Here is a 22,554-nt window from a genome sequence, read left to right as displayed (position 1 = left end):
CGCCGGGTGCCTTCACGCCGGATACGCGTGGGTCTGCGTCGCCTTCACCGTGGCCCATACGGTGGCCCCGGGGTGCAGGTCGAGTTCCGCGGCGGCGATGGTCGTGAGGTCGGCGGCGAGCGGGAGCGGGCCGGTCAGCGCGGCGCGGATCTGGTCGCCGTGGGTCTCCAGCCCGGCGACCTCGCAGCGCCAGAGGTTGCGGGCGCTGGAGCCGGTGGGCCGGTCGCGGTGCAGGGTGACCGCACTGGGCGGGAAGGCGACGAAGACAGGACCGGTGAGGTCCTCCGTGGTGGTGACCTCCGCACCGCCTTCCACCTGGACGGTGTGCCTCTCTGCCGTGCCCCGGTAGAGGTTGAGGCCGACCAGGTGGGCGATGTAGTCGGTGCGGGGATGCCGGGCGATGTGTGCCGGGGTGCCCTCCTGGACGATCCGGCCGTCCTCGACGACGACGAGGCGGTCGGCCAGGACCATGGCGTCCAGCGGGTCGTGCGTGACGAGGACCGCGACCGCCTCGAACTCGCTCAGATGGTGCCGGAGTCGGGCCCGGACCTCGAGACGGGTGCGGGCGTCGAGGGCGGCGAGGGGTTCGTCGAGGAGGAGCAGCCGCGGGTGCGTGGCCAACGCGCGAGCCAGCGCCACCCGTTGGGCCTGCCCGCCCGACAGGCGCCCGGGCTTGGCGGACGCGTGCGCGGTGAGGTCCAGACGTTCCAGCCATACGGCGGCCTGCGCGCGGGCCGCCGCCTTGCTCGCCCCGTGACAGCGCGGCCCGAAAGCCACGTTGTCCAGTGCGCTCAGGTGCGGGAAGAGCAGATAGTCCTGGAAGACGACCCCGACCGGGCGGGACTCCGGCGGGGTGCCGTCCAACTCGGCCCCGTCCAGCCGCAGATGGCCGGCGGACAGCGGCACGAGACCGGCGAGCGCGCGCAGTGCCGTGGTCTTGCCGGCGCCGTTCGGGCCGAGGAGCGCGACCACGTCACCCGGCGCCGCCGCGAGCGCGACATCGAGGTGGAAGGAGCCGCGCTCGACCACGAGACGGGCGTCCAGGCCCGCAGCGGCGCCGGTCCTGCCGGTCTCGGTCATGAGGCGCTCATCCAGCGGTCGCGCAGCCCCGCCAGGACCGCGACGGAGACGGCGAGCAGGACCAGGCTGAGGGCGATCGCGGACTCCGGGTCGTTCTGAAGGGCGAGGTAGACGGCCAGCGGCATGGTCTGGGTGCGGCCCGGGAAGTTGCCCGCGAAGGTGATCGTCGCGCCGAATTCCCCCAGCGCACGCGCCCAGGCCAGGACCGCGCCGGCCGCGACACCGGGGGCGATGAGCGGAAGGGTGACACGGCGGAACGCGGTGAAGCGGGACGCGCCGAGCGTGGCGGCAGCCTCCTCGTACCGGGGGTCGGCGGCGCGCAGGGTGCCCTCGACGCTGATGACGAGGAACGGCATCGCCACGAACGCTTCGGCGATCACCACCCCGGTGGTGGTGAAGGGCAGCGTGACGCCGAACCAGGAGTCCAGCCACTTGCCGACGACCCCGTTGCGGCCCAGCGCCATGAGCAGGGCGACACCGCCGACCACCGGGGGCAGCACCAGCGGCAGCGTGACCAGGGCCCGCACGAGGCCACGGCCGGGGAAGTCCACGCGGGCCAGCAGCCACGCCAGCGGCACCCCGATCACCAGACACACCGCCGTCGCCGCCGTCGCGCACACCAGGGAGAGCCGGAGCGCCTGCCAGACCTCGGGGCTGGTGAGCAGGTCGGGCATGCTGCGCCAGGGAGCCCTGATCAGCAGGGCGACGAGCGGCAGGGTCAGGAAGGCCAGGCCGATCAGGGCGGGCACGAGCAGCGGCAGCGGAGCACCGCCGCGAGTCCGCGGGCTCCCACGGAACCCGGAGGCACGGCGTCGCCGCGGACCACCGGTGACGGTGTCCGCGGCGTCGGTCCCGCGGGGGGAGCTGAGCGTCATGGCCGGAGGAACCCGGCCGCGGTCAGGACCTTCTGGCCCTCGGCGGACCGCACCAGCGCGATGAACGCCTTGGCGGTCTCGGTGTTCTTCGACTCCTTGAGCAGGGCGATCGGGTAGGCGTTGACGGCGTCGGCGGACTCGGGGAACTCCACACCCTCCACCTTGTCACCTGCCGCCCTCACATCGGTCCGGTACACGACGGCCGCGTCGGCCTCCTTCAACACCACCTTGTTGAGGGCCGACTTGACGTCCTCCTCGTAGGACACCGGGGTGAGCTTCAGTTTGCTCGCCGTGAGCGCCTTCTCGGCGGCGGCGCCGCAAGGGACGGTCTTGTCGCACAGGACCACCTTCAGATCCTTGCCGGTGAGGTCCTTCAGCGAGGCGACCTGGTCGGGGTTGCCCGGCAGGGTGGCGATCTCCAGCTGGTTGCGGACGAAGGTGGCGGGCGCGCCGGCGTTGTCCTCGGCGTCCGTGACGACCTTCATCGTCTTGGGGCTGGCGGAGGCGAACACGTCCGCCGGTGCCCCGCCGGTGATGGAGGCGGCCAGGGAGTCGCTGCCGCCGAAGCTGAAGGTGACCTTCGTGCCGGGGTGGGCCTTCTCGAAGTCCTTGCCGAGCGTCGTGAAGCTCTCCTTCAGCGAGGCCGCGGCGAAGACGGTGATGTCACCGGAGATCTTCGTCCCGGAGCCCGGCTGCGCGGAGCCCGACTTCGCAGAGCTCGAGTCGTCGGAGCCGGAGCAGGCGCTCAGGGCCAGCAGCGCGGCGGCGCCCAGGGCGGCCGCCTGCACGGGCCGACGGCTGCGGGTGCGCACGGAACGGGTCATCACGGGTCCACTCCTCAAGGTCCTCACGGACCCCACTACGGCCTCGCGGCCTGACCAACGGTCGCTCGACATCACGCTCGGCGGTGCGACTCCCACCGTCGATCATAGTGCCGCATATGCGAGGCCAAAGTCTCTTGTGTCATTGCATGAGCATGAACCTTGATCCATGAGGTTGGCATGTGCGTTTGTACGTGCGACGTGCCGGACGCCGGTCGGGGAGGCACCGCCCACCGGGATACTTGATCCATGGGGAGTGTGGCGGCGTTGTACCGCTATCCGGTGAAGTCGATGCTGGGCGAGGCCGTGAGCGCGGTGACGGTCACGGAGAGCGGGTTCCGTGGGGACCGGACCTACGCCGTGCTCGACGGGACGGGCGCGGTCGGCAGTGCCAAACACCCGCGCAAGTGGGGCGCCTTGCTGCGCTGCCGCAGCCTCTGGGACGACCGCGGCAGGGTACGGATCGCCCTGCCCGACGGGACCGCCCTGTCGGCCGAGGACCCTGAACTGGACGTACGGCTGTCCGAGTTGCTGGGCCGCAAGGTCTTCCTCTCGGTCGTCGTGCCCGAGCACAGCAGGCTCGAACGTGCCGTGCCCGAGTACGAGGGCGGGATCCCGGACAGGGTGCGGGAGTCCGCGTCCGTCGATGCCACCGGGACGAGCATCACGACCGGCAGCGTCGCCCCGGGCACCTTCCTCGACTTCGGCCGGGTCCATCTCCTCACCACGGCCTCCCTGGCCCGGATGCGCGAGGTCCATCCCGCCGGGGACTTCGACGCCCGCCGTTTCCGGCCGAACCTGGTCGTCGACACCGGCGGGGAGCCGGGTTTCCCCGAGGACACCTGGCCGGGCGCCCGGCTGCGGGCCGGTGAGGCGCTGTTCCGGGTGCTGGTGCCCACGCCCCGCTGTGTGATCCCGACCCTCGGTCACGACGAGCTCCCGCCGGACCCCGGCATCATGCGCGCGGTCGCCCGCGAGCACCGCGTCCCCGTCCTCGACCTGGGCCGGCTCTCCTGTCTCGGCGTCTACCTGGACGTCCTCGAAGCGGGCACGGTCCGGGTGGGCGACACGATCACCCTGTGCTGAGGCCGCCCTCCCGGGACCTCTGGGTCACCTCCTGCCCCGGCTCTCCGTGCCCGGTCAGCCGATCACCGCCGCCCTCACACACAGCACGTCCGGCAGATGGGAGGCCAACTGCCGCCAGCTGTCGCCGTCGTCGGCCGAGGCGTACACCTCGCCGTTGCGGTTGCCGAAGTAGACGCCGGCCGGGTCCGCGTCGTCCGTGCACATCGCGTCCCGCAGCACCGTGCCGTAGTGGTCCTCCTGCGGCAGCCCCGCGGTCAGCGGCTCCCAGCTCCTGCCCGCGTCCGCCGTACGGAACACCCGGCACCGGCGGCCGGCCGGGACCCGGTCCGCGTCGGCGTTGATCGGGAAGACGTACGCCGTCCCACCGCGGTGCGGGTGCGCGGCCGTGGCGAAGCCGAAGGTGGACGGCAGTCCCTCGCCGATGTCCGTCCAGTGCGCACCCGCGTCGTCGCTTCTGTACACACCCCAGTGGTTCTGGAGATACAGCCGGTCCGGGTCGGCCGCGTCCCGCGCGACCTTGTGCACGCACTGGCCGAACTCCGGGTTCGGGTCCGGCAGGAACACCGCGGAGACACCGGAGTTGGACGGCTCCCAGCTCGCCCCGCCGTCCTTCGTACGGAACACCCCGGCCGTGGAGACGGCCACCGTGACCGCACGTGGGTCCCGGTGGTCGGTCAGGACGGTGTGCAGGCCCTCACCGCCGCCGCCCGGCACCCACTTCGAACGCGTCGGATGCTCCCACAGGGGTCGGACCAGCTCGAAGCTCTCCCCACGGTCCTCGGAGCGGTACAGCGCGGCCGGTTCCGTGCCCGCGTACACCACGTCCGGCTCGGCGGCCGCCGGATGCAGCTGCCAGACCCGCTCCAGCGAGGCCCCGGTGTCCTTCGGGAACTTCACGGCCGGCCGGGCGGGCTCGGTCCAGGTGCGGCCCAGGTCGTCGGAGTGGAACACGGACGGCCCCCAGTGCGCGCTGTCCCCTCCGGCCAGCAGCCGTGGGCGCTCGCCCCGGGTGTCGATCGCCACCGAGTACACGGCCTGCGCGTTGAAGCAAGGGCTCTCGTCGAACTCCCAGGTGCCGCCGCGCGCCCGCCCGATGAACAGACCTTTGCGTGTCCCCACGGCAAGCAGCTTCTCTGTCATTCCGGTCACCTCCGCTGTGCTTTGACGTCTTTGTCCCAGCCACCGGCCAGTCTGCACCCCACCACTGACAGTCACCTCTGGAGTCGGCTTCGCCGCAGGTCAGAGCAGGTAAGGGCGGGGATGATAACCGTCCGCCGCCCTTGACGGGTGTCTTTCGCCAAGATGCCCGCGCGGGCCCACGGCCGGGGGACGGTGGTGACGGAGAACTCGCCGAGACCCGTGAGCATCGAGGGGGACTCTCCCGTATGGGAGAGCGGTCCGGCATGTTCGTGCGCCCGTCGCTCATGAGGAGGATGCCTTCGATGGCGTTCCGTGGTCCCAAGGTCTGGCTGTGGCGGTGGCGGCGCAATCCGCTCAGGCGCCGTGCCGACACCCTCGAGGCGTGGGTCGTGCTCGGTGCCTGGCTGCTCACCCTGCTGGCGGGGGTGGGCGCGGGGCTGGCGGTGAGCCGGACCGTCGAGCATCAGCTGGCGCGGGAGCGCGTCGAATGGCAGCCGGTGGTGGCCCGGCTCACCGAACACGCTCCCGGCACGGCCGACCCGGGTACGTCCAGCGGCGAGCGGGTGTGGGGCGAGGTGGCCTGGACCGGGGCCGACGGCTCCGGCCACACGGGGCAGGTCCGCGTCGACCCCGGCAGCACCCAGGGCACGCCGGTCACGATCTGGACCGACGCCCACGGTCGTCTGATGACCCAGCCCGCGACGGAGGGCCAGGCCCAGATCCGTGCCGCGCTCATCGGTGTGCTGGTCGGTGTCAGCACCGCCGCCGTCCCCTTCGTCGGCGCCCGAGTCCTCCGCGGCCGTCTGGAACGCCGCCGCCTGGACCAGTGGGACACGGACTGGGCCCACTTCGGCCCCCTGTGGGGCGGGAGGCGCGCGGACGGGAGGTGAGCGGCGGGCGTGAGGGCCGGCCCGGGGTGTGAGCGGCCGGGGGATGGCCGTCCAGATCGCCCGTGGCACCAGGGGCACGCCCATCAGCCCCGGGCACTCGCGTCCCCGGCCCCCGGGCATTCACGTCTTCGGGCCGCGGTCAGTCCCGCCCGCCCCGGCCTTCGGCCACCCACACCCCCACGCTCGGCCACCCGCCCCGGCCTTCGGTCACCCACGTCCTCCAGCCCAGTCACTTCCGCCCCGACGCCCCCGCCAATACCTCCCCACACGCCTGCACCAACCGTTCGTCGTCCAGCACGTCCTGGCTCCCGCGCCCGCCGCCCGGCAACGCAAGGTGCCGTCGCCGGGCGTTGACTTCCGCGCGGACGAGATCGTGCAGCGGTGCGCCCGCGGGGCCCAGCGCGACAAGGCAGGACGTGATGGTCCGGCGGGTGTGCGGGTTCTGCGTCCAGGCCGCTCTCAGCACCGGCGCGGACAGGTCCGCGTCCCCGCTGATCCGCCACACCGCGCACGCGGCGGCGACCCGCTCCCACAGGTCGTCCGCGCGTACCGTCCGCCGCAGCTCCGCCAGGGCCGGACCCGCCGCGGGCCCGAGCCGCGCCAGCGCCCCCGCGGCGGCCCGTCGCCGGGGCCGTCCTTCAGCCAACTCCGCGGTCAGCACGGGCAGTACGGCCGAGGCGTCTCCCTCGACGGACCACAACGGCCCCGCCACGACCGCCGCGTACTTCGTCCCCAGCAGCTGACGCAGCACCGGTATGACCTCGGGCGCGTGGGCGCCGGTTCCCTCCGACGCGACCGCGTCGAGCGCACGGACGGCCGACTCCACGACCGCGTCCCGCAGCCGTGCCCCCGCCGGTACGCCCCGCAACACCCGCAGCACCTCGGGCACCGCCTCCGCGTCACCCAGCGCGGCCACCGCCGACAGCAGCGGCACGGCCCGCTCGAACACCCCGGGGGAGTCCAGGGGAGTCTCGCCCAGCCGTCGGCGCAACGCGGCGCCGAGGGGCGCGGCGGAACGGCCCAGATGACCGATCACATACCCCAGATCGTCCGGCACGACAGGACCGTCCAGCACCTCCGCCAGCACCGGCACCGCCCGCTGGTCCCCGCACCTCGCCAGTGCCTTGAGCGGGCCGCCCAGGGTCGGCGCCCCGCGCTCCCACCGCCGTACCCAGAGATCGGGGCGGGAGGCCACCAGAGCGGCGAGGTCGTCGGCGGCGGGGGCGGCCAGGGTGTGAAGATCCTCCAGGACGGACACGGCCGCCTCCCGCAACCGGCCCTCCTCGACGCCGAGTTGAGCGCCGATCAGGGACACCGGCTCGGTCCAGTCGGCCCGCCATTCGCGGAGGAGCCCCGCGGCCATCCATACGGCGTTGCAGCGGTCGATGACGTCCGGGCTGGTCAACTGCCCCCGGAGGAGGGCCTTCCGCAGGTCGAGCCGGTCACCGAGACCGCGGTGCAGGGTGCGCAGCAGCTGCGAGCCCTCCTCGTCCGAGGGCCGGAGCCGCCGTAACCGGCTCGCGAGGGTGTCGGAGTGCGGGCAGCCGACGCCGTCCCGTCCCGCGGACCGCCGCGCGGAACGCTCCCTGAGCAGTCCGACGGCGACCGGCACCAGGTCCGCCGGCAGGTGGTCGGGAGCGCAGGTGACGAGCTGGCCGAGGGCTGCCAGGCGCAGTCCCGGGGCGTACGGCTCGGAGCTGAGGGTCGTCAGCAACTCCATTGCCTCGGCGGCGTGTCCGGGACGGCGCCGGACGAACAGCCCCAGGCTCTCGGTGAGGGCCTGCAGGACCCGGTCGTCCCGCTCCAGGGCGCACCGTTCCCGCAACAGCCCCAGCACACGGGCCGGTTCGTCGAGGAAGCCCACGAGTGCCGCGGGGGCGGCCCGGCGGACGGAGGGGTCGGCGTCCCCCGCCAGCCGGACGAACACCTCGGCGCCGGCCCGCACCCCGACAGCGGCACGCGCGCACAGGTCATCGTCGCCGGCGGCCCGCAACGAATACCCGTCCTGAAAGCCCGCGGGGCCCGGGACCCGGTCGTCAAAGCCCGTGGGACCCGGGGCGCTGCCGTGAGAGCCCGCAGGGCCCGGGATCCCGTCCTCCCGCCCTTCGCCCCCGATGCTCACCAGCAGTTCGACGATGCCCGCCCGGTCCGCGACCTCCCCGCTCGCCGCGAGCGCGAGCAGAAACGGAACGCAGGCCAGGGTCGAGTCGTACACGTCGCCCTGGTGGTGGACGGCCCCGTACATCCCGTCGAGGGCGGTCTCCCGCTCGACCCGGTCCGCGGAGGCGAGTCCCCGCAGCAGCGCGGGCACATCCTCCGCGCTGCCGTACGCATGCCGCAGCGAGGCCCAGTCGACCTCGTCGATCCCCGTGAACACGTTGTCCTCCCCAGGCGAAGCAGCAACTGATCGGAGTCTGCACCACGGGACTGACAACGAAGCGGAATCGGTGGGTGACGGTGAGCGATCCGGACAGGGCGGGGGACCGGTTTTCGCCAGGAGGTCCTGGAACGGCCTCAGTTGTCGCCGGGCAGTGCCCTCGCGAGGACCGTGTCCAGGTCCGTGGCATCGGGCAGGGTGCCGAAGGCATGGCCCCAGTCGCCGCCCAGCCGGCTCGCGCAGAAGGCGTCGGCGACCGCGGCCGGAGCGTGCCGGACGAGGAGGGAGGCCTGGAGCGTCAGCGCCATGTGCTCCACCAGGCGTCGGGCACCTGTCTCGGACGCCGTCGTCAACAGGTCCTTCAACCGGGCCACGCCCGCGTCCAGACGGGCGTCCGCCCCCTGGGCCAGGGCGAGTTCGCCGAACAGCGCCTCGGCGGTCTCCGGCTCGCGGCGCAACGCCCGCAGGACGTCGAGGGCGTTGACGTTGCCCGACCCCTCCCAGATGGACAGCAGGGGGGCCTCCCGGTAGTGCCGGGGCATGCCCGACTCCTCCACGTAGCCGTTGCCGCCGAGGCACTCCAGGGCCTCCGCGGTGAAGGCCGGACCCCGCTTGGTGACCCAGTACTTGCCCACCGCCGTGGCGATACGGCGGAACGCCTGCTCACCGGTGTCCCCGCGCACCGCACGGTCGGCCGCGCCCGCCAGCCGGAGGGTGAGCGTGGTGGCGGCCTCGGACTCCAGCGCGAGGTCGGCCAGGACGTTGCGCATCAGCGGCTGGTCGACCAGCCGGGCGCCGAACGCGCTGCGGTGCCGGGCGTGGTGGCCGGCCTCGACGAGGGTTCTGCGCATCAGGGTCGCAGACATCATCACGCAGTCCAGGCGGGTGCAGTTGACCATTTCGATGATCGTCTTGACGCCCTGGCCCTCGGGACCGACCAGCCAGGCCACGGTCCGGTCGAACTCGGGCTCGGACGAGGCGTTGGAGCGGTTGCCGAGCTTGTCCTTGAGGCGCTGGATGCGGAAGGTGTTGCGGCTGCCGTCCGGCAGGATCCGCGGCACGAGGAAGCACGACAGCCCACCGGGCGCCTGCGCCAGCACCAGGAACACATCGCACATCGGGGCCGAGGTGAACCACTTGTGGCCGCGCAGGGTGTACACCCCGGGCTCGGCGGTCGGCGTGGCCGCCGTGGTGTTCGTGCGGACGTCGGAGCCGCCCTGCTTCTCGGTCATCCCCATGCCCGCCAGCAGCCCGCGCTTCTCGGCCGGGACCCTGAGTTCCGGCTCGTACTCGCGGCCGGTCAGCAAGGGCTCGTAGACCTTCGCCAGGTCCGGTTCCCGGCGCAGCGCCGGGATCGCCGCGTACGTCATCGACGTGGGACAGCCGTGGCCCGCGTCCGTGTGCCCCCACACCAACCCGCCCGCGGTGCGGGCGACATGGGCGCCCGGCCGGTCCTCCGCCCACGGGGTGCCGGCCAGCCCCTCGGCGACGGCGGTCCGCATCAGGTGGTGCCAGCTCGGATGGAAGTCGACCTCGTCGACACGGTTGCCGTAACGGTCGTGCGTGCGCAGCACCGGCTCGTGCCGGTTGGCCAGATCCGCCCATTCCTGGGCCTCTGCGGAGCCCGCCCGCAGCCCGAGCCGCCGCACCTGCTCCTCGGCCCAGCCGGCGCCCTCGCGGCGCAGCCCCTCCAGAAGAACGACGTCGGCGGAGGCGTCGTAGGGAGCGAGGGGCGGCGGCTGGTTGGTGACGGTGTGGGTGGCGGACGCTTCGAGCGCGGGGGAGGAGGCCATGGAGCCCATGTTGCACATGCTCTGCGGTCGTAGCAATAGTGCAACAGGACGTACAGTGCTGGCCATGCGGAGGGACGTGTCGGTGCAGCCCGGTGAGGTGGACCTGCGACCGCTCTCCGCGCGGTCGGTCGTGCTGAGCCTGCTGCTGGGCGCGCATCCGCCGGAGATGCCGGTGAAGGACCTGATCCGCGCGGTGGAGCCGTTCGGGGTCGGCGGCTCCACGCTGCGTGCCGCGCTCAGTCGGATGGTCGGCGCCGGTGACCTGCGGCGCGCCGACTCCGTCTACGGCCTCAGTGACCGTCTGCTCGCGCGGCAGCGCCGCCAGGACGACGCCGTGCACCCCTCCACGCGCGCGTGGAGCGGCGACTGGGAGATGGTCGTGATCACCGCGACGGGCCGTGGCCCGGCCGAACGCGCCGAGCTGCGCGCCCGGTTGACCGCCCTCAGACTCGCGGAACTCCGTGAGGGCGTCTGGCTGCGCCCCGCCAACCTGCAGCGACGGCTCCCCGACGACCTCGACGCGGTCGCCCAGCGCGGCACGGCACGCCTCGACCGCCCCGGGCCCGAACTGGCCGCCGCGCTGTGGCCCCTCGACGGCTGGGCGGCCGACGCCCGGGCCCTGCTCGCCCACGTCGCCCGCGCGGAGCGGCCGGCGGACCGGCTCACCGGCTTCGCGGCGGTCGTACGGCATCTGCTGGCCGATCCGGTCCTGCCGCCCGAGCTCCTGCCGCCGGACTGGCCGGGGGTACCGCTGCGGTCCGCGTACGCGGCCTATCGGCGGGAGCTGGCGGACACCGTCCCCCAGCGCGACCGAGGTGCCTGACACGGCGGCCGTACGGAGCGTCGGGCAAAGACGCTCCGTACGGCCGCGTTCACCTGCCGACAGGACTACCTGTAGGTGATGTCGGAGGTCGTGTACTTGCAGTAGGTGCCATCAGGGTCCTTGCCGTTGGTGGTCGGCTCCTTGCCCGTGTTGTTCCCGATGTACTTCTGGCACGGGACGATCTTCTTGCCGGAGTCGCCGACGATCGTGATCTTCTTCAGGGTCGCGCTGTCGCCGTAGTTGGTGTTGATGCCGACGAGCTTGTTCCCCGAGTAGGTCGCCTCGATGGTGTTGAGGTTGATCGTCCGCTTGTACTGCGTCGAGCAGTTGCCGCAGGAGCGCACGAAGGTGCCGAAGTTCTGCACCGCGAAGTTCGACACGTTGAGCGTCCCGGCCCCGTTGAACTGGAACACCTTGTCGCTGGCCGACCGCGCGCCACCGCCGGAGACGGTGTACACGTTGGACGACGAGGAGCCGCGGAAGGTCGCCGCGTCCTCGCCGACGTCCTCCCACCACACGTTCTGGAGCGTGCAGCTGCCCGCGCAGTGGATGCCGTCGGCGGCGGGCGCCCCGATGATGACGTTCTTGAGGACGGTTCCGGCGGCCAGGTTCAGGATCGGCCCCTGGTCCTCGTCCTGGTTGCCGCTGCCCAGGTCGCCGGTGCCGTACAGGCGCTTCATCCCGTAGTCCTTGGTGCCGGACAGCTGGATGGTCGAGGAGACCGCCTGGCTGCCGTTGGCGGAGGGCCAGGTGGCGGCGCTCGCGACCGGTGCCTGCATGGTCATGATCATGCCAATCGAGAGGCCGAGTGCGGCCGTGGCTCCGGTCAGCGCACGCTTACGCGCGCGTGGAGGTGTCGAAGAAGTCATGTCCCGAGTCCTTCTTCCGTAGGGGGTGGACGGTTGAGCGATGTGGGTGGTCAGAGCTTTCCGGCGCCCGCGCCGCCGGTCACCGAGGCGACGACGGAGGACGCGGGCTCGGCGGAGTAGCCGTACGGCGGGGCGGTGAAGGTGCCGACGCGGGAGATCTCGGTGGCGGCTCCGCCGAGGTCGTTGCCGCGCAGGTTGGCGTAGCCGTCGACGTCACTGCTCCGGTTCGTGGTGACGGCGACTCCGGTACCGCGGAAGACGTTGTTCTCCACGAGCATCTGGGCGCCCATCCGCGAGTGCACCGCGGTCTCGGCGCCGACGACGTAGTTGTCGTAGAAGTGACCGGTGCCGAACCGCAGGCTGGGGATGCGCGAGTTGACGTCGTTGAACCAGTTGTGGTGGTAGGTCACCTTCAGGTGACCGGTGTCCTCGCTCGCGTTGTTGTCGCTGTGGCCGACCAGCGAGCCCTTGAAGTGGTCCTTGAAGGTGTTCCAGGACACCGTGACGTTGTCCGAGGCGTGATTGATGTCCAGCAGACCGTCGTAGTAGTCCTTGTCGTGATCGCGGTCCGCCGAGAAGGAGTTGTGGTCGATCCACACCCTGGTCGAGGCCTGCACCTCGATGCCGTCGGCGGGCGCGAGGGGCTTGCTGATGTTCAGGTTGCGCACGACGACGTTCGTGACCTTCTTCAGCCGCAGTCCGCCGCCGGTGAACCCGGACGACGAACCGACGCCCAGCACCGTGGTGTTGGAGCCGACGTCGACCGTGCCGCTCAGGGGGATCAGGCCGTTGACCTTCACGACCTTCGCCGTGCTGCCCGTGACGGCCGTCCTGAAGGCGGCCAGGGTCGAGACGGTGACCGCCGAAGCGCTGCCGCCGCCGGTGGTTCCGGCGCCGAAACCGATGGGGGAGGTCTCGGCGGCCCCGGCCGGCTGCGGGACGGCCAGCGCGGCCGCCGTCGCGAGCGCGGCCGCACCGGCGGCCAGAGCGGATCTTTGCGCGTGTGTACGTGGGGGGCGAGTACGCATGCGGGGTGCGTCCCTTCGTGGTGCCTGCATGGAGCGAGCTTGGACATGTATGTGATGAGCGATCACCATGTTGAACGCAGGGTGCAGTGCAGAGCGGTGATGTGTGGATCAGATCCCGCGGAATCGTTCACATCACTGAACGGAAGGTAGGGGGCAAGCGCTTTCTGGTCAACGCTTTGCGTCAAGCGAATTCTTTCGACGTGTGGGAGCGCTTCCATGGCGGCCATGTGCATGCCACGATGCTCGCCGGACGCTTCCCTTCCGAGAGATCCCGACTCCTCCCGCTGATGGAAAGGGGCATCGACGTGTCCGCCACCCCCCGCAACTCCGCGACCGGTCGGCTGTGTTCGGCGTTGACGGCCGTGCTGTCGTTACTCGCGGCGGTTCTCCTCTGCGCACCCACCGCCTCGGCACGCACCGAGGCGGTACCGGCCGCGACCCTCACCGAGGTGACGGGCTTCGGCACGAACCCCAGCAACCTCCAGATGTACCTGTACGTGCCGGCCAACGTCTCCCCGCACCCGGCCGTCGTCGTGGCCGTTCACTACTGCACGGGCTCGGGGCCGGCCATGTACAACGGCACCGAGTGGGCCCGACTGGCCGACACCCACGGCTTCGTGGTGATCTACCCCTCGGTCACCCGCGCCAGCAAGTGCTTCGACGTGTCCTCGCCGCAGGCCCTGAAGCGGGGCGGCGGCAGCGATCCCGTCGGCATCAAGTCGATGATCGACTGGACGGTCCGCACCTACTCCGCCGACACCGCCCGGATCTACGCCACCGGCAACTCCTCCGGCGCGATGATGACCAACGTCCTGCTCGGCGACTACCCGGACGTCTTCGCGGCGGGCGCGGCCTTCGCCGGCGTCCCCTTCGGCTGCTTCGCGACCACCGACGGCTCGGAGTGGAACAGCGCCTGCGCGGGCGGCACGATCATCCGTACCCCGCAGGAGTGGGGCAACCTGGTGCGCGCCGCCTACCCCGGCTACACCGGCCCCCGGCCACGCATGCAGGTGTGGCACGGCACCGAGGACGACGTGCTGCGCTACCCCAACTTCGGGGAGGAGATCAAGCAGTGGACGAACGTCCTCGGCGTCGGTCAGACGCCCGCGGCCACCGACTCGCCCGTCTCCGGCTGGACCCGCACCCGGTACGGCGCCACCGGTGACCGCGCCCCCGTGGAGGCCGTCAGTCTCCGGGGCGTCGGCCACAACGCCTACGGCGCGGGCATGGCCGCCCGGGCCCTGACCTTCTTCGGTCTGGACGGCGGCGGGCCGGCGCCCCAACCCGAGCCCGGCGCCTGCAAGGTGACGGCCACGACCAACGCCTGGAGCACCGGTCTGACGGCCTCGGTCACCGTCACCAACACCGGCACGTCGGCGATCAACGGCTGGCGACTCGCCTTCACCCTGCCCGGCGGCCAGTCCATCACCGGCGGATGGGGCGCCACGTACACCCCGAGTTCGGGGGCCGTGACCGCCACGAACGTGTCGTACAACGGGACGATCGCCCCGAACGCGAGCGTCGGCATCGGCTACCAGGCGAACCACGGCGGCAACAGTGCGGCGCCGAGCGGCTTCACGCTCAACGGGAAGGCGTGCACGGCGGGTTGAGCCCCGCGTGCCCCTGGGTGGGACGTCCGGTGTCAGACCGAGCGGTGGTACTGGTCCGGCACGTGGACGTCCCCGCCCAGCTCGCGCGCCGCGTGCCGGGCCCAGGACGGGTTGCGCAGCAGCTCGCGGCCCAGCAGGACCGCGTCCGCCTCGCCGTTGGAGAGGATCTTCTCCGCCTGCTCGGCGTCCGTGATGAGGCCCACCGCGGCCACCGGCAGCGTCGTCTCGGCCTTGACCCGGGCGGCGAAGGGGACCTGGTAGCCGGGGTCGACCGGGATGCGGACGCCGGACGCGTTGCCGCCGCTGGAGACGTCCAGGAGGTCGATGCCGTGCGCCTGGAGGTCGCGGGCGAAGCGGACGGTGTCGTCCGGGGTCCAGCCGCCGTCCTCCAGCCAGTCGGTCGCCGAGATGCGGAAGAACAACGGCTTGTCGTCGGGCCAGACCGCGCGCACCGCGTCGACGACCTCCAGCGCGAAGCGGGTGCGGTTCTCGTAGGAGCCGCCGTACTCGTCGGTGCGCCGATTGCTGTGCGGGGAGAGGAAGTTGCCGATCAGATAGCCGTGGGCGCCGTGGATCTCGGCGACCTCGAAGCCGGCGGCGAGGGCACGACGGGCCGCGTCGGCGAACTGTCCCACCACTGAGGCGATCTGAGCGGTCGTCAGTTCTGCCGGGACCGGGTGCTTGTCGTCGAAGGCCACCGGGCTCGGGCCCAGCGGCTGCCATCCCAGGCGGTCCGGGGCGAGGGGCGCGCCGCCCTTCCAGGGCTGGTCGGTGGCGGCCTTGCGGCCGGCGTGGGCGAGCTGGATGCCCGGGACGGTGCCCTGCGATACCAGGAAGCGGGTGATGCGACGGAACGCCTCGACCTGGGTGTCGTTCCAGATGCCGAGGTCGTAGGGGGAGATGCGGCCCTCGGGGCTGACGCCGGTGGCCTCGACGACGACCAGACCCGTCCCGCCTGCCGCGCGGGCCGCGTAGTGCGCGAAGTGCCAGTCGTTCGGGGCGCCGGTCCCGGGACCCTCCGCGGCGGCCGAGTACTGGCACATCGGCGGCATCCACACCCGGTTCGGAATCGTCACATCGCGCAGGGTGAAGGGCTCGAAGAGTGCGCTCACGGCGGGCTCCAATCGTCACGGGACCGGTGCTGGTCGACTCGTACGATAGACACCGTAGTACGTCAGATGTCAAACTACGAGAGTTCTCGTACTATGGGCTCGCCCGAAGCTTTCCCGGAACACCGGTAGACCGGAAGAAGTGAGCCGCCGTGACCTCCCCTGCCGTCAGCAGCCGGGATCTTCCGCACCCCGAGCGCGACGAGATCCGCCTGGAGGGCGTCCTGCACGCGCTCTCCGACCCGATGCGCCTGCGGATCGTGCGGGAGCTCGCCGCGGCCGGCGCCGAGCTCTCCTGCTCGCACTTCGACCTGCCTGTCACCAAGTCGACGACCACCCACCACTTCCGGGTGCTGCGCGAGAGCGGGGTGATCCGCCAGGTCTACCAGGGCACGGCCAAGATGAACGGCCTGCGCGGGGACGACCTAGACGATCTCTTCCCGGGGCTTCTCGACGCCCTCCTCGACGCCGCCGCCCGCCAGGCCGTCCGGGTCGGGAGCGGCTGAACCGGACCTCGCGGGAAGGTGGTTGAAGAGCAGGTTCAGCACGATCGCCGTCAGGCAGCCCGCGCTGATCCCGCTGTTCATCACCGTCTGGAACCAGTCGGGGAACTTCCCGTAGATCGTCGGCACCCCGACCGGCAGCACCCCCATGGCGACCGAGACGGCCACCACCGTCAGGTTGTTGTTGCCCCTGAAGTCCACCTGGGCGAGGGTCCTGAGGCCGCTCGCCGCCACCGTCCCGAACATCACCAGGCCCGCGCCCCCGAGCACGGGTGCCGGAATCGCCGCGACCACCGCGCCCAGCTTGGGCAGCAGTCCCAGCAGCACCAGGATGCCGCCGGCCGTGGCGACGACCCAGCGGCTGCGCACCCGGGTCATCCCGACGAGGCCGACGTTCTGCGCGTACGCCGTGTACGGGAAGGTGTTGAAGACGCCGCCGAGCACGGTGGAGAGGCCGTCCGCGCGCAGACCGTCCGCGAGGGAGCGAGGCTGCACCTTGCGGTCCGTCATCTCGCCGACCGCGATCAGGTCGCCGGTCGTCTCGGTCATCGTCACCAGCGCCACCACCAGCATCGACACGATCGCCGAGAACTCGAAGGTGGGCGCACCGAAGTGGAACGGGGTGCTGATCCCGACCCAGTCGGCGTCTCCGACCCCGTCGAAGTCCGTGAACCCGAAGGGCACGGCCACCAGCAGGCCCACCACGATGCCGATCAGTACCGCGATCCGGCTCAGGAAGGCCGGGGCGAACCGCTGCACACCCAGCACCACCGCCAGCACGAACACGGCCAGCGCGATGTTCTTCGGCGCGCCGAAGTCCGCGGAGCCGACGCCACCGGCCACCCAGTTGCCCGCGACCGGCAGCAGCGAGATCCCGATGATCAGGATCACGGTGCCGGTGACCAGGGGCGGGAAGAAGCGGAGCAGCCTGCCGAAGACCGGTGCGAGCAGCATGATCGCCAATCCGGCGACGATCACCGAGCCGTAGATCGCGGGCAGTCCGCCGCCGGTCGTGCCGATCAGCACCATCGGGGACACGGCCGCGAAGGTGCAGCCCTGCATGATGGGGAGCCGTACGCCGAAACGCCAGAAGCCGACGCACTGGATGAGCGTGGCGATGCCGCACACGAGGAGGTCGGCCGTGATGAGGTACGCGAGGTCCGCGGGCGACAGCTTCATCGCGCTGCCGATGATCAGGGGGACGGCGACCGCGCCGGCGTACATCGCGAGCACGTGCTGGAGGCCGAAGGCGGCGAGCTGCCGGACCGGGGGGACTTCGTCGACGGGGTGCTTGGTCAGGACAGGGTGCTGGGTCATGGGGGGACCGTAAGCTCCTTGCACAGTTTGTTGATTTCAGGCGTGTTGCCCATGAGTTGCCGGGTGCTCCGGAGGCGTCCCCTGAGCGGCATGCAGCAGGGACTGCCAGTCCGGGAGCTTCACCACGCGCCGGCCCAGGGACGCCCCCAGCTCCGCCTCCGCGTGCTCTATCGCGCACCAGCCCGCCCATTCCACCGGCTCGACTCCGTCCGCTCGCAGCGCGTCGAGCGGGTCACCGGGCAGTTCGCGCTGTACGAGGGCGGGGGCGTCCTCGAGCAGGGAGGCCACCGTCTCCTTGGCGTCCGGGCGGTTGGTGCCGATCACTCCGGTCGGGCCGCGCTTGATCCAGCCGGCCACGTACTCGCCCCGCATGACGAAGCAGCCGCGCACGACACGGCCGTACACGTTGGGTACCGTGCCGCTCTCCGCGTCGAACGGCAGTCCCTCCACCGGCAGGCCCCGGTAGCCCACCGACCGCAGCACCAACTGCGCCTCGATCTCCTCGAATTCACCGGTGCCGCGCACGCCCCCGCTGCCGTCGGGCGCCGTCCGTTCGAAGCGGACCGCGCCCACCCGGCCGCCGTGGGCGAGGAGTTCGACCGGACGGAGGAAGAAACGCAACGAGATCGTGCGGGGTGCCGGCCGCGGGGCGGCCGCCGCCCAGCCCCGTAGCACCTCCACGTTCCGGCGCTGCGGCGCGGGCAGGGCAGCGGGGTCCGGATACGCCGGGTCCAGCGCCAACTCCTGCTCCCGCAACGCCACTTCGACGTCCGGCAGCGAGCCCAGCTCGCGCAGCTCCTTGGTGGTGAAGCGGGCCTGGGAGGGGCCGCGCCGGCCCACCATGTGGATGTCGGTCACCCCGCTGGCCGCCAGTGCGGTCAGCGCGGACTGCGGGATGTCGGTGGCGCTGAGCTCCGTCGCCCCGCGCGCCAGCATCCGGGTCACGTCGACCGCCACGTTGCCCACGCCGATGACCACCGCCGAGCGGGCGCCGGCGACGAAACCGTCGGCCGTGGAGTCGGGGTGCGCGCTGTACCAGGACACGAACTCCGTCGCCGACCAGCTGCCCGGCAGGTCCTCGCCCGGGATGCCCAGGTGGCGGTCGGTCGCGGCGCCCACGCAGTGGACCACGGCGTGGTACAGCTCGCGCAACCGCGCGGCGGGCACTCCGCCCGGACCGATCCCGACTCCGCCGAGGAACCGCACCCGGTCGTGCTCCAGGACCGTGCGCAGGTTGTTCTGGAGCGACTTGATCTTCTCGTGGCCCGGTGCCACGCCGTAGCGCACCAGGCCGTAGGGGCAGGGCAGCCGGTCCAGGACGTCGACGAGCACGTCGGGGTCCTGCTGGACGAGACTCTGGGCGGTGTAGCAGCCGCTGGGCCCGGAGCCGATGACGGCGACACGCAGCACGGCTGAACTCCTTACGAGAGGAGTCGCTGACCTCTCCAGGATCGCACCGCCGGAGCTGCTCTGACAGGGTGCCGGAGGCACCTCGGCGTGCGTGTCCGTTCGTATGGAATGTGATCATGCGGTTACGTTGCGTGTGTGCTAGAAGCATCCTTTCTTAATCTTTCTGATCGTTGTCCGACGGACGGCAGCGTGTCCGTGTGGCCCGCGTGGGAAGTGCGGGAGGACGGGGGCGCGACGGCGTGGTTCCACGTCCGGCTGGCCTTCGCCGACGGCGCCAGGGTGGACACGCTCGCGGTCGTGACCGGGGACGGTGTGTCCCTGGAGGACGTCCGGGCGCAGCCCGCGCTGTCGCTCGACGACCTGGGTGTGCTTGCCGACTGGATCGAGGGGCCGCTCTTCGAGGCGTGCGGCAGGGAGCCCGGGGCGGAGGCCGCTGGAGAGACGGGCGGGCCGCGCCGCGCCCGCCCGGCCTGGCCCCGCGGGATCGAGGGGCGCTGGCTGATCGCACAGGAGTACCGGGCCGCCCAGGAGGACGGCGTCGACCCGGTCCTCGCGGTGATGTGCGCGACCGGGCACAGCCGCCGCAAGTCGCTCCGGCTCATCTCCCAGGCGCGCGACGCCGGCTTCCTGACACCTCGTCACGCCCGCCGCTGAGCAGAGCTGTGGAGCAGGCCTTGCTCAGAGCATGTCCCGCATCCGGTTGATCTCGCTCGTCTGCTGGGCCACCACGTCGTCCGCCATCTCCTCGATGCGGATGTTGTTGCCCTGCCCCTTCACCTCCGTCGCCATGGTGATCGCCCCCTGGTGGTGAGTGACCATCAGCGTGAGGAAGAGCTCGTCGAACGCCTTCCCCTTCGCCGCGCGCAGGTTCTTCAGCTGGGATTCGGTCGCCATGCCGGGCATCGCGGCGTGCAGGTGCCCGTCGCTCTTCTCGGACTTGCCGTGCTCCTTCAGCCAGGCCCTCATCGACTCGATCTCCGGCCCCTGGGCGGCCGCGATCCGCTCGGCGAGGGCCTTGAGCTTCGCCGACTCGGCTCGCTGCGGGACCAGTTCGGTCATCTCCAGGGCCTGGGTGTGGTGCGCGATCATCATCCGGGCGTACGAGACGTCCGCCGAGTTGGGGGTGTCGTCGTCGGCACGCTGTTCCTCCGCGTCCTGCGCGGAGAGCGTGCGGTTCGCCTCACCCGGCTTGCCCGGCACCAGCACCGAAGGCCCGCTCGCCGGGGCCGACTTGGGGTCCGCGCCGGAGTCGCAGCCCGCGAGGGCCAGGGCTGCTGCGGCTGCCAGGACGGCCGTCACGTACGGCACGCGGCCGAAAAGCACAGTACCCACCCATGGTCCTCTCGTTACAGGTTCGTTGCCCTCTTTTGATCTGTGCATGGCGCAGACGATACTGCGGTGACGTGTGAACCGTTCCACATGAACGGCACAGGGAGGAAAACAGTGATCCTGTTGAGTGAGTCCCGAAACCGGCACAGACGCAGGGGAGTTGCCGCAGCGGCCGCGGGTCTCCTGGCCGCGCTGCTGGCCGCCGCTCCCGCCGTCGCGACCCCCGACCCCGGGGACGGGCCGACCGCGGGCAAGGGGGTGTCCAGGAGCACCGAGGCCGAGGTGCGCGCGGCGATAGCCGACGGCGAGATACCCGGCCAGGACGAGATCGTCCACTCCGCCAACATCGAACACCTCGTCAACGTCCCCAAGGACGCGCTGCCCGGCACCAATTCGGACCTGGCCTTCCAGGGCCGGTACGCGTTCGCCGGCAACTACGACGGCTTCCGCATCTTCGACATCAGCAACCCGAAGGCACCCAGGACGGTCGCCCAGGTGCTGTGCCCCGGTTCCCAGAACGACATCTCCGTGTCCGGGAACCTGCTGTTCCTCTCCACCGACTCCTCGCGCAGCGACAGCAGTTGCAACAGCACCACCCAGCCGGTGACCGAGAAGTCCTCGTGGGAGGGCATGAAGGTCTTCGACATCAGCGACAAGCGCAACCCGAAGTACGTCGCCGCCGTGGAGACCGCCTGCGGCTCGCACACCCACACGCTGGTGCCGGAGCGCAGGGACGTCTACCTCTACGTCTCCTCGTACTCCCCGAACGCCGCGTACCCCGACTGCCAGCCCCCGCACGACGGCATCTCGGTCATCAAGGTCCCGCGCAACGCCCCCGAGCAGGCGGCGGTCGTGAACTTCCCCGTGCTCTTCCCGGGTGAAGGCCCCGACGGCGGCGGCAACCCCGGCGCACCCACCAACCCGGGCGTCTCCAAGACCACCGGCTGCCACGACATCACGGTGCTCCCGGACAAGGACCTCGCGGCGGGCGCCTGCATGGGTGACGGCATCCTGTTCTCCATCAAGGACCCGGAGCACCCGAAGGTCATCGACCGGGTGCAGGACAACGTCAACTTCGCGTTCTGGCACTCGGCGACCTTCAACCAGAAGGCGAACAAGGTCGTCTTCACGGACGAGCTGGGCGGCGGCGGTGCGGCCACCTGCAACGCGGCGATCGGCCCGAACCGCGGCGCCGACGGCATCTACGACATCGTCGGCAAGGGCGACAAGCGCAAGCTCGTCTTCCGCAGCTACTACAAGATCCCCCGCTACCAGGCCGACACCGAGAACTGCGTCGCCCACAACGGCTCGCTGATCCCGGTCAAGGGCAAGGACCTCATGGTCCAGGCCTGGTACCAGGGTGGCGTGTCCGTCTGGGACTTCACCGACTCGTCGAAGCCCCGGGAGATCGCCTGGTTCGAACGTGGCCCGCTCAACACGACCACCATGCAGACCGGCGGGGCCTGGTCGGCGTACTACTACAACGGCTACATCTACTCCAACGACATCGTCAAAGGCTTCGACGTCCTGAAGCTCAGTGACAAGCGGACGGATCCGGCCAGGAAGGTGCGGCTCGGCGAGCTCAACGTCCAGACGCAGCCGGACTACTTCGACTGAACCCCGGGCTCCGGGCCCGTGTCGAAGAACCGCGAAAGATCCGCGTCACACGTCCCGCCGGGCGCCTCGGTGCCCGGCGGGACGCCCTGTTCCCAGTCGAGCCGGTACCGCGTGAACAGCTCGGCGCGCAGGGTCGCGAGGGGCATCGGGACGTTGGGGACGACCATGGCGTAGACCGCGCCCATGAGTTGGGAGCGCAGCATCGGGTAGTCGGTCTCGACCGTCTGGGAGCCGTGCCGCTCCATGGTGTCCCGCAGCAGTTCGGCCAGGCGCTGCTGCTCGGGGCACTGCACGAACCCGTCGGTGTCGAGCAGGCCGGCCATGTGCTGACGCATCAGCACGGTCCGGTCCCGGGCCAGGCCGAGGACGGCGTCGATGGCCCGCGCCATCCGCTCCCGGCCGTCCTCGGTCCGCGGCTCGCGTTCCAGGGCCTCCTCCAGCGTGCGGTGCATGAGCCGGTGCACGGCGGACTGCACCAGTCGGCGCTTGCCGGGGAAGTAGTACGACACCAGGCCGCGCGCCGAACCCGCCCGGTCCGCGATGTCGCCGAGGGTCGTGGCCTCGTATCCGCGCTCGGAGACCAGTTCGATGGCCGCCTGCAGGAGTCGCTCCCGGGAACGGCGGCGCAACTCTTCATTGACCGAGGCGCTGCGCGGGGACATGCTGGACTCCTGCGTTGACTGGCTTTCAGCCAACTATACTCAGCGCATCCGGGCAGGCCCGCAAAAGGCCTGTTCGGGGCTGCCGCCTGCTCTGGGCGACGCGGGGGATCGTCCAGGGTGGGCGGGCTTTCGCCCCGGTAGTGGCCTCAGGCGACCTTCCTGGCGGGGTGGCCGCCCCGTTTTCGGCCGTCGATCTCCGGGCGCCGATCGGGTTC

At 71.4% G+C, this 22,554-nt stretch carries 20 protein-coding genes; 7 read left to right on the top strand and 13 right to left on the bottom strand.

The window, feature by feature from the left end; translation table 11 throughout:
- Nucleotides 1-12 precede the first annotated feature (12 nt).
- Genes H295_RS0119965 through modA form a run of 3 tightly spaced genes read right to left on the bottom strand, consistent with a single transcriptional unit; the run spans nucleotide 13 to nucleotide 2,779 of the window.
- Nucleotides 13-1,080 (bottom strand): ABC transporter ATP-binding protein, encoded by a 1,068-nt coding sequence (locus H295_RS0119965; RefSeq protein ID WP_020137115.1) that lies wholly within the window; start codon nucleotides 1,078-1,080, stop codon nucleotides 13-15.
- A complete protein-coding gene (gene modB, locus H295_RS0119960; protein ID WP_020137114.1) occupies nucleotides 1,077-1,955 on the bottom strand; it encodes a molybdate ABC transporter permease subunit in 879 nt (292 codons plus the stop codon). Before modB ends, H295_RS0119965 begins: the two co-directional genes overlap by 4 nt.
- Complete coding sequence (modA, locus tag H295_RS0119955; protein WP_020137113.1) at nucleotides 1,952-2,779, bottom strand: molybdate ABC transporter substrate-binding protein; 828 nt, start codon at nucleotides 2,777-2,779, stop codon at nucleotides 1,952-1,954. The genes modB and modA overlap by 4 nt, the downstream gene beginning before the upstream one ends.
- 246 nt (nucleotides 2,780-3,025) lie before the next feature.
- On the opposite strand from modA, the gene H295_RS0119950 reads away from it, so the two are divergent.
- Nucleotides 3,026-3,862 carry an MOSC domain-containing protein gene (locus H295_RS0119950; protein WP_043217652.1) on the top strand — a complete coding sequence of 279 codons (837 nt, stop codon included), beginning with the start codon at nucleotides 3,026-3,028 and terminating at the stop codon, nucleotides 3,860-3,862.
- A gap of 54 nt (nucleotides 3,863-3,916) precedes the next feature.
- Here H295_RS0119950 and H295_RS0119945 read toward each other — a convergent pair whose 3' ends face one another.
- Nucleotides 3,917-5,002, bottom strand: coding sequence for a WD40/YVTN/BNR-like repeat-containing protein (locus tag H295_RS0119945; RefSeq protein ID WP_020137111.1), 1,086 nt, complete (start codon nucleotides 5,000-5,002; stop codon nucleotides 3,917-3,919).
- Between the two features lie 302 nt (nucleotides 5,003-5,304).
- Between H295_RS0119945 and H295_RS0119940 the strand changes: the two genes are divergently transcribed.
- The gene (locus tag H295_RS0119940; RefSeq protein WP_020137110.1) at nucleotides 5,305-5,892 is read left to right on the top strand and encodes a hypothetical protein; all 588 of its coding nucleotides are present in this window, start codon (nucleotides 5,305-5,307) and stop codon (nucleotides 5,890-5,892) included.
- 229 nt (nucleotides 5,893-6,121) lie between these two features.
- Here H295_RS0119940 and H295_RS0119935 read toward each other — a convergent pair whose 3' ends face one another.
- Both H295_RS0119935 and H295_RS0119930 read right to left on the bottom strand, forming a co-directional pair.
- On the bottom strand, nucleotides 6,122-8,269 hold the full coding sequence (locus tag H295_RS0119935) for a hypothetical protein (protein ID WP_020137109.1): 2,148 nt from the start codon (nucleotides 8,267-8,269) through the stop codon (nucleotides 6,122-6,124).
- Nucleotides 8,270-8,406: 137 nt separating this feature from the next.
- Nucleotides 8,407-10,071 carry an acyl-CoA dehydrogenase family protein gene (locus H295_RS0119930; protein WP_020137108.1) on the bottom strand — a complete coding sequence of 555 codons (1,665 nt, stop codon included), beginning with the start codon at nucleotides 10,069-10,071 and terminating at the stop codon, nucleotides 8,407-8,409.
- 55 nt (nucleotides 10,072-10,126) lie between these two features.
- Between H295_RS0119930 and H295_RS0119925 the strand changes: the two genes are divergently transcribed.
- Nucleotides 10,127-10,885 carry a PaaX family transcriptional regulator C-terminal domain-containing protein gene (locus H295_RS0119925; protein WP_043217671.1) on the top strand — a complete coding sequence of 253 codons (759 nt, stop codon included), beginning with the start codon at nucleotides 10,127-10,129 and terminating at the stop codon, nucleotides 10,883-10,885.
- A gap of 65 nt (nucleotides 10,886-10,950) precedes the next feature.
- On the opposite strand, the gene H295_RS0119920 is transcribed toward H295_RS0119925, so the two are convergent.
- Entirely contained in the window at nucleotides 10,951-11,754 is an 804-nt protein-coding gene (locus H295_RS0119920) for a pectate lyase (protein WP_028809549.1), read from the bottom strand.
- A 50-nt stretch (nucleotides 11,755-11,804) separates the two neighbouring features.
- Entirely contained in the window at nucleotides 11,805-12,782 is a 978-nt protein-coding gene (locus H295_RS0119915) for a pectate lyase family protein (protein WP_020137105.1), read from the bottom strand.
- Between the two features lie 239 nt (nucleotides 12,783-13,021).
- Here H295_RS0119915 and H295_RS0119910 point away from each other — a divergent pair, with 239 nt between their 5' ends.
- Nucleotides 13,022-14,392: a PHB depolymerase family esterase gene (locus H295_RS0119910; RefSeq protein WP_020137104.1), complete on the top strand. Its 1,371-nt coding sequence runs from the start codon at nucleotides 13,022-13,024 to the stop codon at nucleotides 14,390-14,392.
- 32 nt (nucleotides 14,393-14,424) lie between these two features.
- Here H295_RS0119910 and H295_RS0119905 read toward each other — a convergent pair whose 3' ends face one another.
- Nucleotides 14,425-15,504, bottom strand: coding sequence for an NADH:flavin oxidoreductase/NADH oxidase (locus tag H295_RS0119905; RefSeq protein WP_020137103.1), 1,080 nt, complete (start codon nucleotides 15,502-15,504; stop codon nucleotides 14,425-14,427).
- A gap of 149 nt (nucleotides 15,505-15,653) precedes the next feature.
- Between H295_RS0119905 and H295_RS0119900 the strand changes: the two genes are divergently transcribed.
- Nucleotides 15,654-16,007 (top strand): ArsR/SmtB family transcription factor, encoded by a 354-nt coding sequence (locus H295_RS0119900; protein WP_020137102.1) that lies wholly within the window; start codon nucleotides 15,654-15,656, stop codon nucleotides 16,005-16,007.
- Here H295_RS0119900 and H295_RS0119895 read toward each other — a convergent pair.
- Both H295_RS0119895 and H295_RS43395 read right to left on the bottom strand, forming a co-directional pair.
- Nucleotides 15,927-17,321: a nucleobase:cation symporter-2 family protein gene (locus H295_RS0119895; RefSeq protein ID WP_020137101.1), complete on the bottom strand. Its 1,395-nt coding sequence runs from the start codon at nucleotides 17,319-17,321 to the stop codon at nucleotides 15,927-15,929. The two genes, H295_RS0119900 and H295_RS0119895, sit on opposite strands and share 81 nt — an antisense overlap.
- Before the next feature lie 36 nt (nucleotides 17,322-17,357).
- Nucleotides 17,358-18,731, bottom strand: coding sequence for an FAD-dependent oxidoreductase (locus H295_RS43395; RefSeq protein ID WP_020137100.1), 1,374 nt, complete (start codon nucleotides 18,729-18,731; stop codon nucleotides 17,358-17,360).
- A 189-nt stretch (nucleotides 18,732-18,920) separates the two neighbouring features.
- On the opposite strand from H295_RS43395, the gene H295_RS0119885 reads away from it, so the two are divergent.
- A complete protein-coding gene (locus H295_RS0119885) occupies nucleotides 18,921-19,385 on the top strand; it encodes a DUF6214 family protein (protein WP_020137099.1) in 465 nt (154 codons plus the stop codon).
- 24 nt (nucleotides 19,386-19,409) lie between these two features.
- Here the strand turns inward: H295_RS0119885 and H295_RS0119880 are convergent, their stop codons facing one another.
- The gene (locus H295_RS0119880; RefSeq protein ID WP_051135575.1) at nucleotides 19,410-20,111 is read right to left on the bottom strand and encodes a DUF305 domain-containing protein; all 702 of its coding nucleotides are present in this window, start codon (nucleotides 20,109-20,111) and stop codon (nucleotides 19,410-19,412) included.
- 63 nt (nucleotides 20,112-20,174) lie between these two features.
- Between H295_RS0119880 and H295_RS0119875 the strand changes: the two genes are divergently transcribed.
- Entirely contained in the window at nucleotides 20,175-21,677 is a 1,503-nt protein-coding gene (locus H295_RS0119875) for an LVIVD repeat-containing protein (RefSeq protein WP_020137097.1), read from the top strand.
- Here H295_RS0119875 and H295_RS0119870 read toward each other — a convergent pair.
- Entirely contained in the window at nucleotides 21,665-22,339 is a 675-nt protein-coding gene (locus H295_RS0119870) for a TetR/AcrR family transcriptional regulator (RefSeq protein ID WP_020137096.1), read from the bottom strand. The genes H295_RS0119875 and H295_RS0119870 overlap by 13 nt on opposite strands.
- Nucleotides 22,340-22,554 lie beyond the last annotated feature (215 nt).

Origin of the sequence: Streptomyces sp. 351MFTsu5.1 (assembly GCF_000383655.1) — a bacterium.
Lineage (GTDB): Bacteria > Actinomycetota > Actinomycetes > Streptomycetales > Streptomycetaceae > Streptomyces > Streptomyces griseorubiginosus.
Note: the sequence above shows the minus strand (reverse complement) of the source record. Positions and strands in the feature narration are given on the sequence as shown.

Excerpts from the sequence above, each read along its gene's own strand:
- H295_RS0119965 (WP_020137115.1), bottom strand. The coding sequence starts at position 1,080 with ATGACCGAGACCGGCAGGACCGGCGCCGCTGCGGGCCTGGACGCCCGT.
- modB (WP_020137114.1), bottom strand. The coding sequence starts at position 1,955 with ATGACGCTCAGCTCCCCCCGCGGGACCGACGCCGCGGACACCGTCACC.
- modA (WP_020137113.1), bottom strand. The coding sequence starts at position 2,779 with ATGACCCGTTCCGTGCGCACCCGCAGCCGTCGGCCCGTGCAGGCGGCC.
- H295_RS0119950 (WP_043217652.1), top strand. The coding sequence starts at position 3,026 with ATGGGGAGTGTGGCGGCGTTGTACCGCTATCCGGTGAAGTCGATGCTG.
- H295_RS0119945 (WP_020137111.1), bottom strand. The coding sequence starts at position 5,002 with ATGACAGAGAAGCTGCTTGCCGTGGGGACACGCAAAGGTCTGTTCATC.
- H295_RS0119940 (WP_020137110.1), top strand. The coding sequence starts at position 5,305 with ATGGCGTTCCGTGGTCCCAAGGTCTGGCTGTGGCGGTGGCGGCGCAAT.
- H295_RS0119930 (WP_020137108.1), bottom strand. The coding sequence starts at position 10,071 with ATGGGCTCCATGGCCTCCTCCCCCGCGCTCGAAGCGTCCGCCACCCAC.
- H295_RS0119925 (WP_043217671.1), top strand. The coding sequence starts at position 10,127 with ATGCGGAGGGACGTGTCGGTGCAGCCCGGTGAGGTGGACCTGCGACCG.
- H295_RS0119920 (WP_028809549.1), bottom strand. The coding sequence starts at position 11,754 with ATGACTTCTTCGACACCTCCACGCGCGCGTAAGCGTGCGCTGACCGGA.
- H295_RS0119915 (WP_020137105.1), bottom strand. The coding sequence starts at position 12,782 with ATGCGTACTCGCCCCCCACGTACACACGCGCAAAGATCCGCTCTGGCC.
- H295_RS0119910 (WP_020137104.1), top strand. The coding sequence starts at position 13,022 with ATGCTCGCCGGACGCTTCCCTTCCGAGAGATCCCGACTCCTCCCGCTG.
- H295_RS0119895 (WP_020137101.1), bottom strand. The coding sequence starts at position 17,321 with ATGACCCAGCACCCTGTCCTGACCAAGCACCCCGTCGACGAAGTCCCC.
- H295_RS0119880 (WP_051135575.1), bottom strand. The coding sequence starts at position 20,111 with ATGCACAGATCAAAAGAGGGCAACGAACCTGTAACGAGAGGACCATGG.
- H295_RS0119870 (WP_020137096.1), bottom strand. The coding sequence starts at position 22,339 with ATGTCCCCGCGCAGCGCCTCGGTCAATGAAGAGTTGCGCCGCCGTTCC.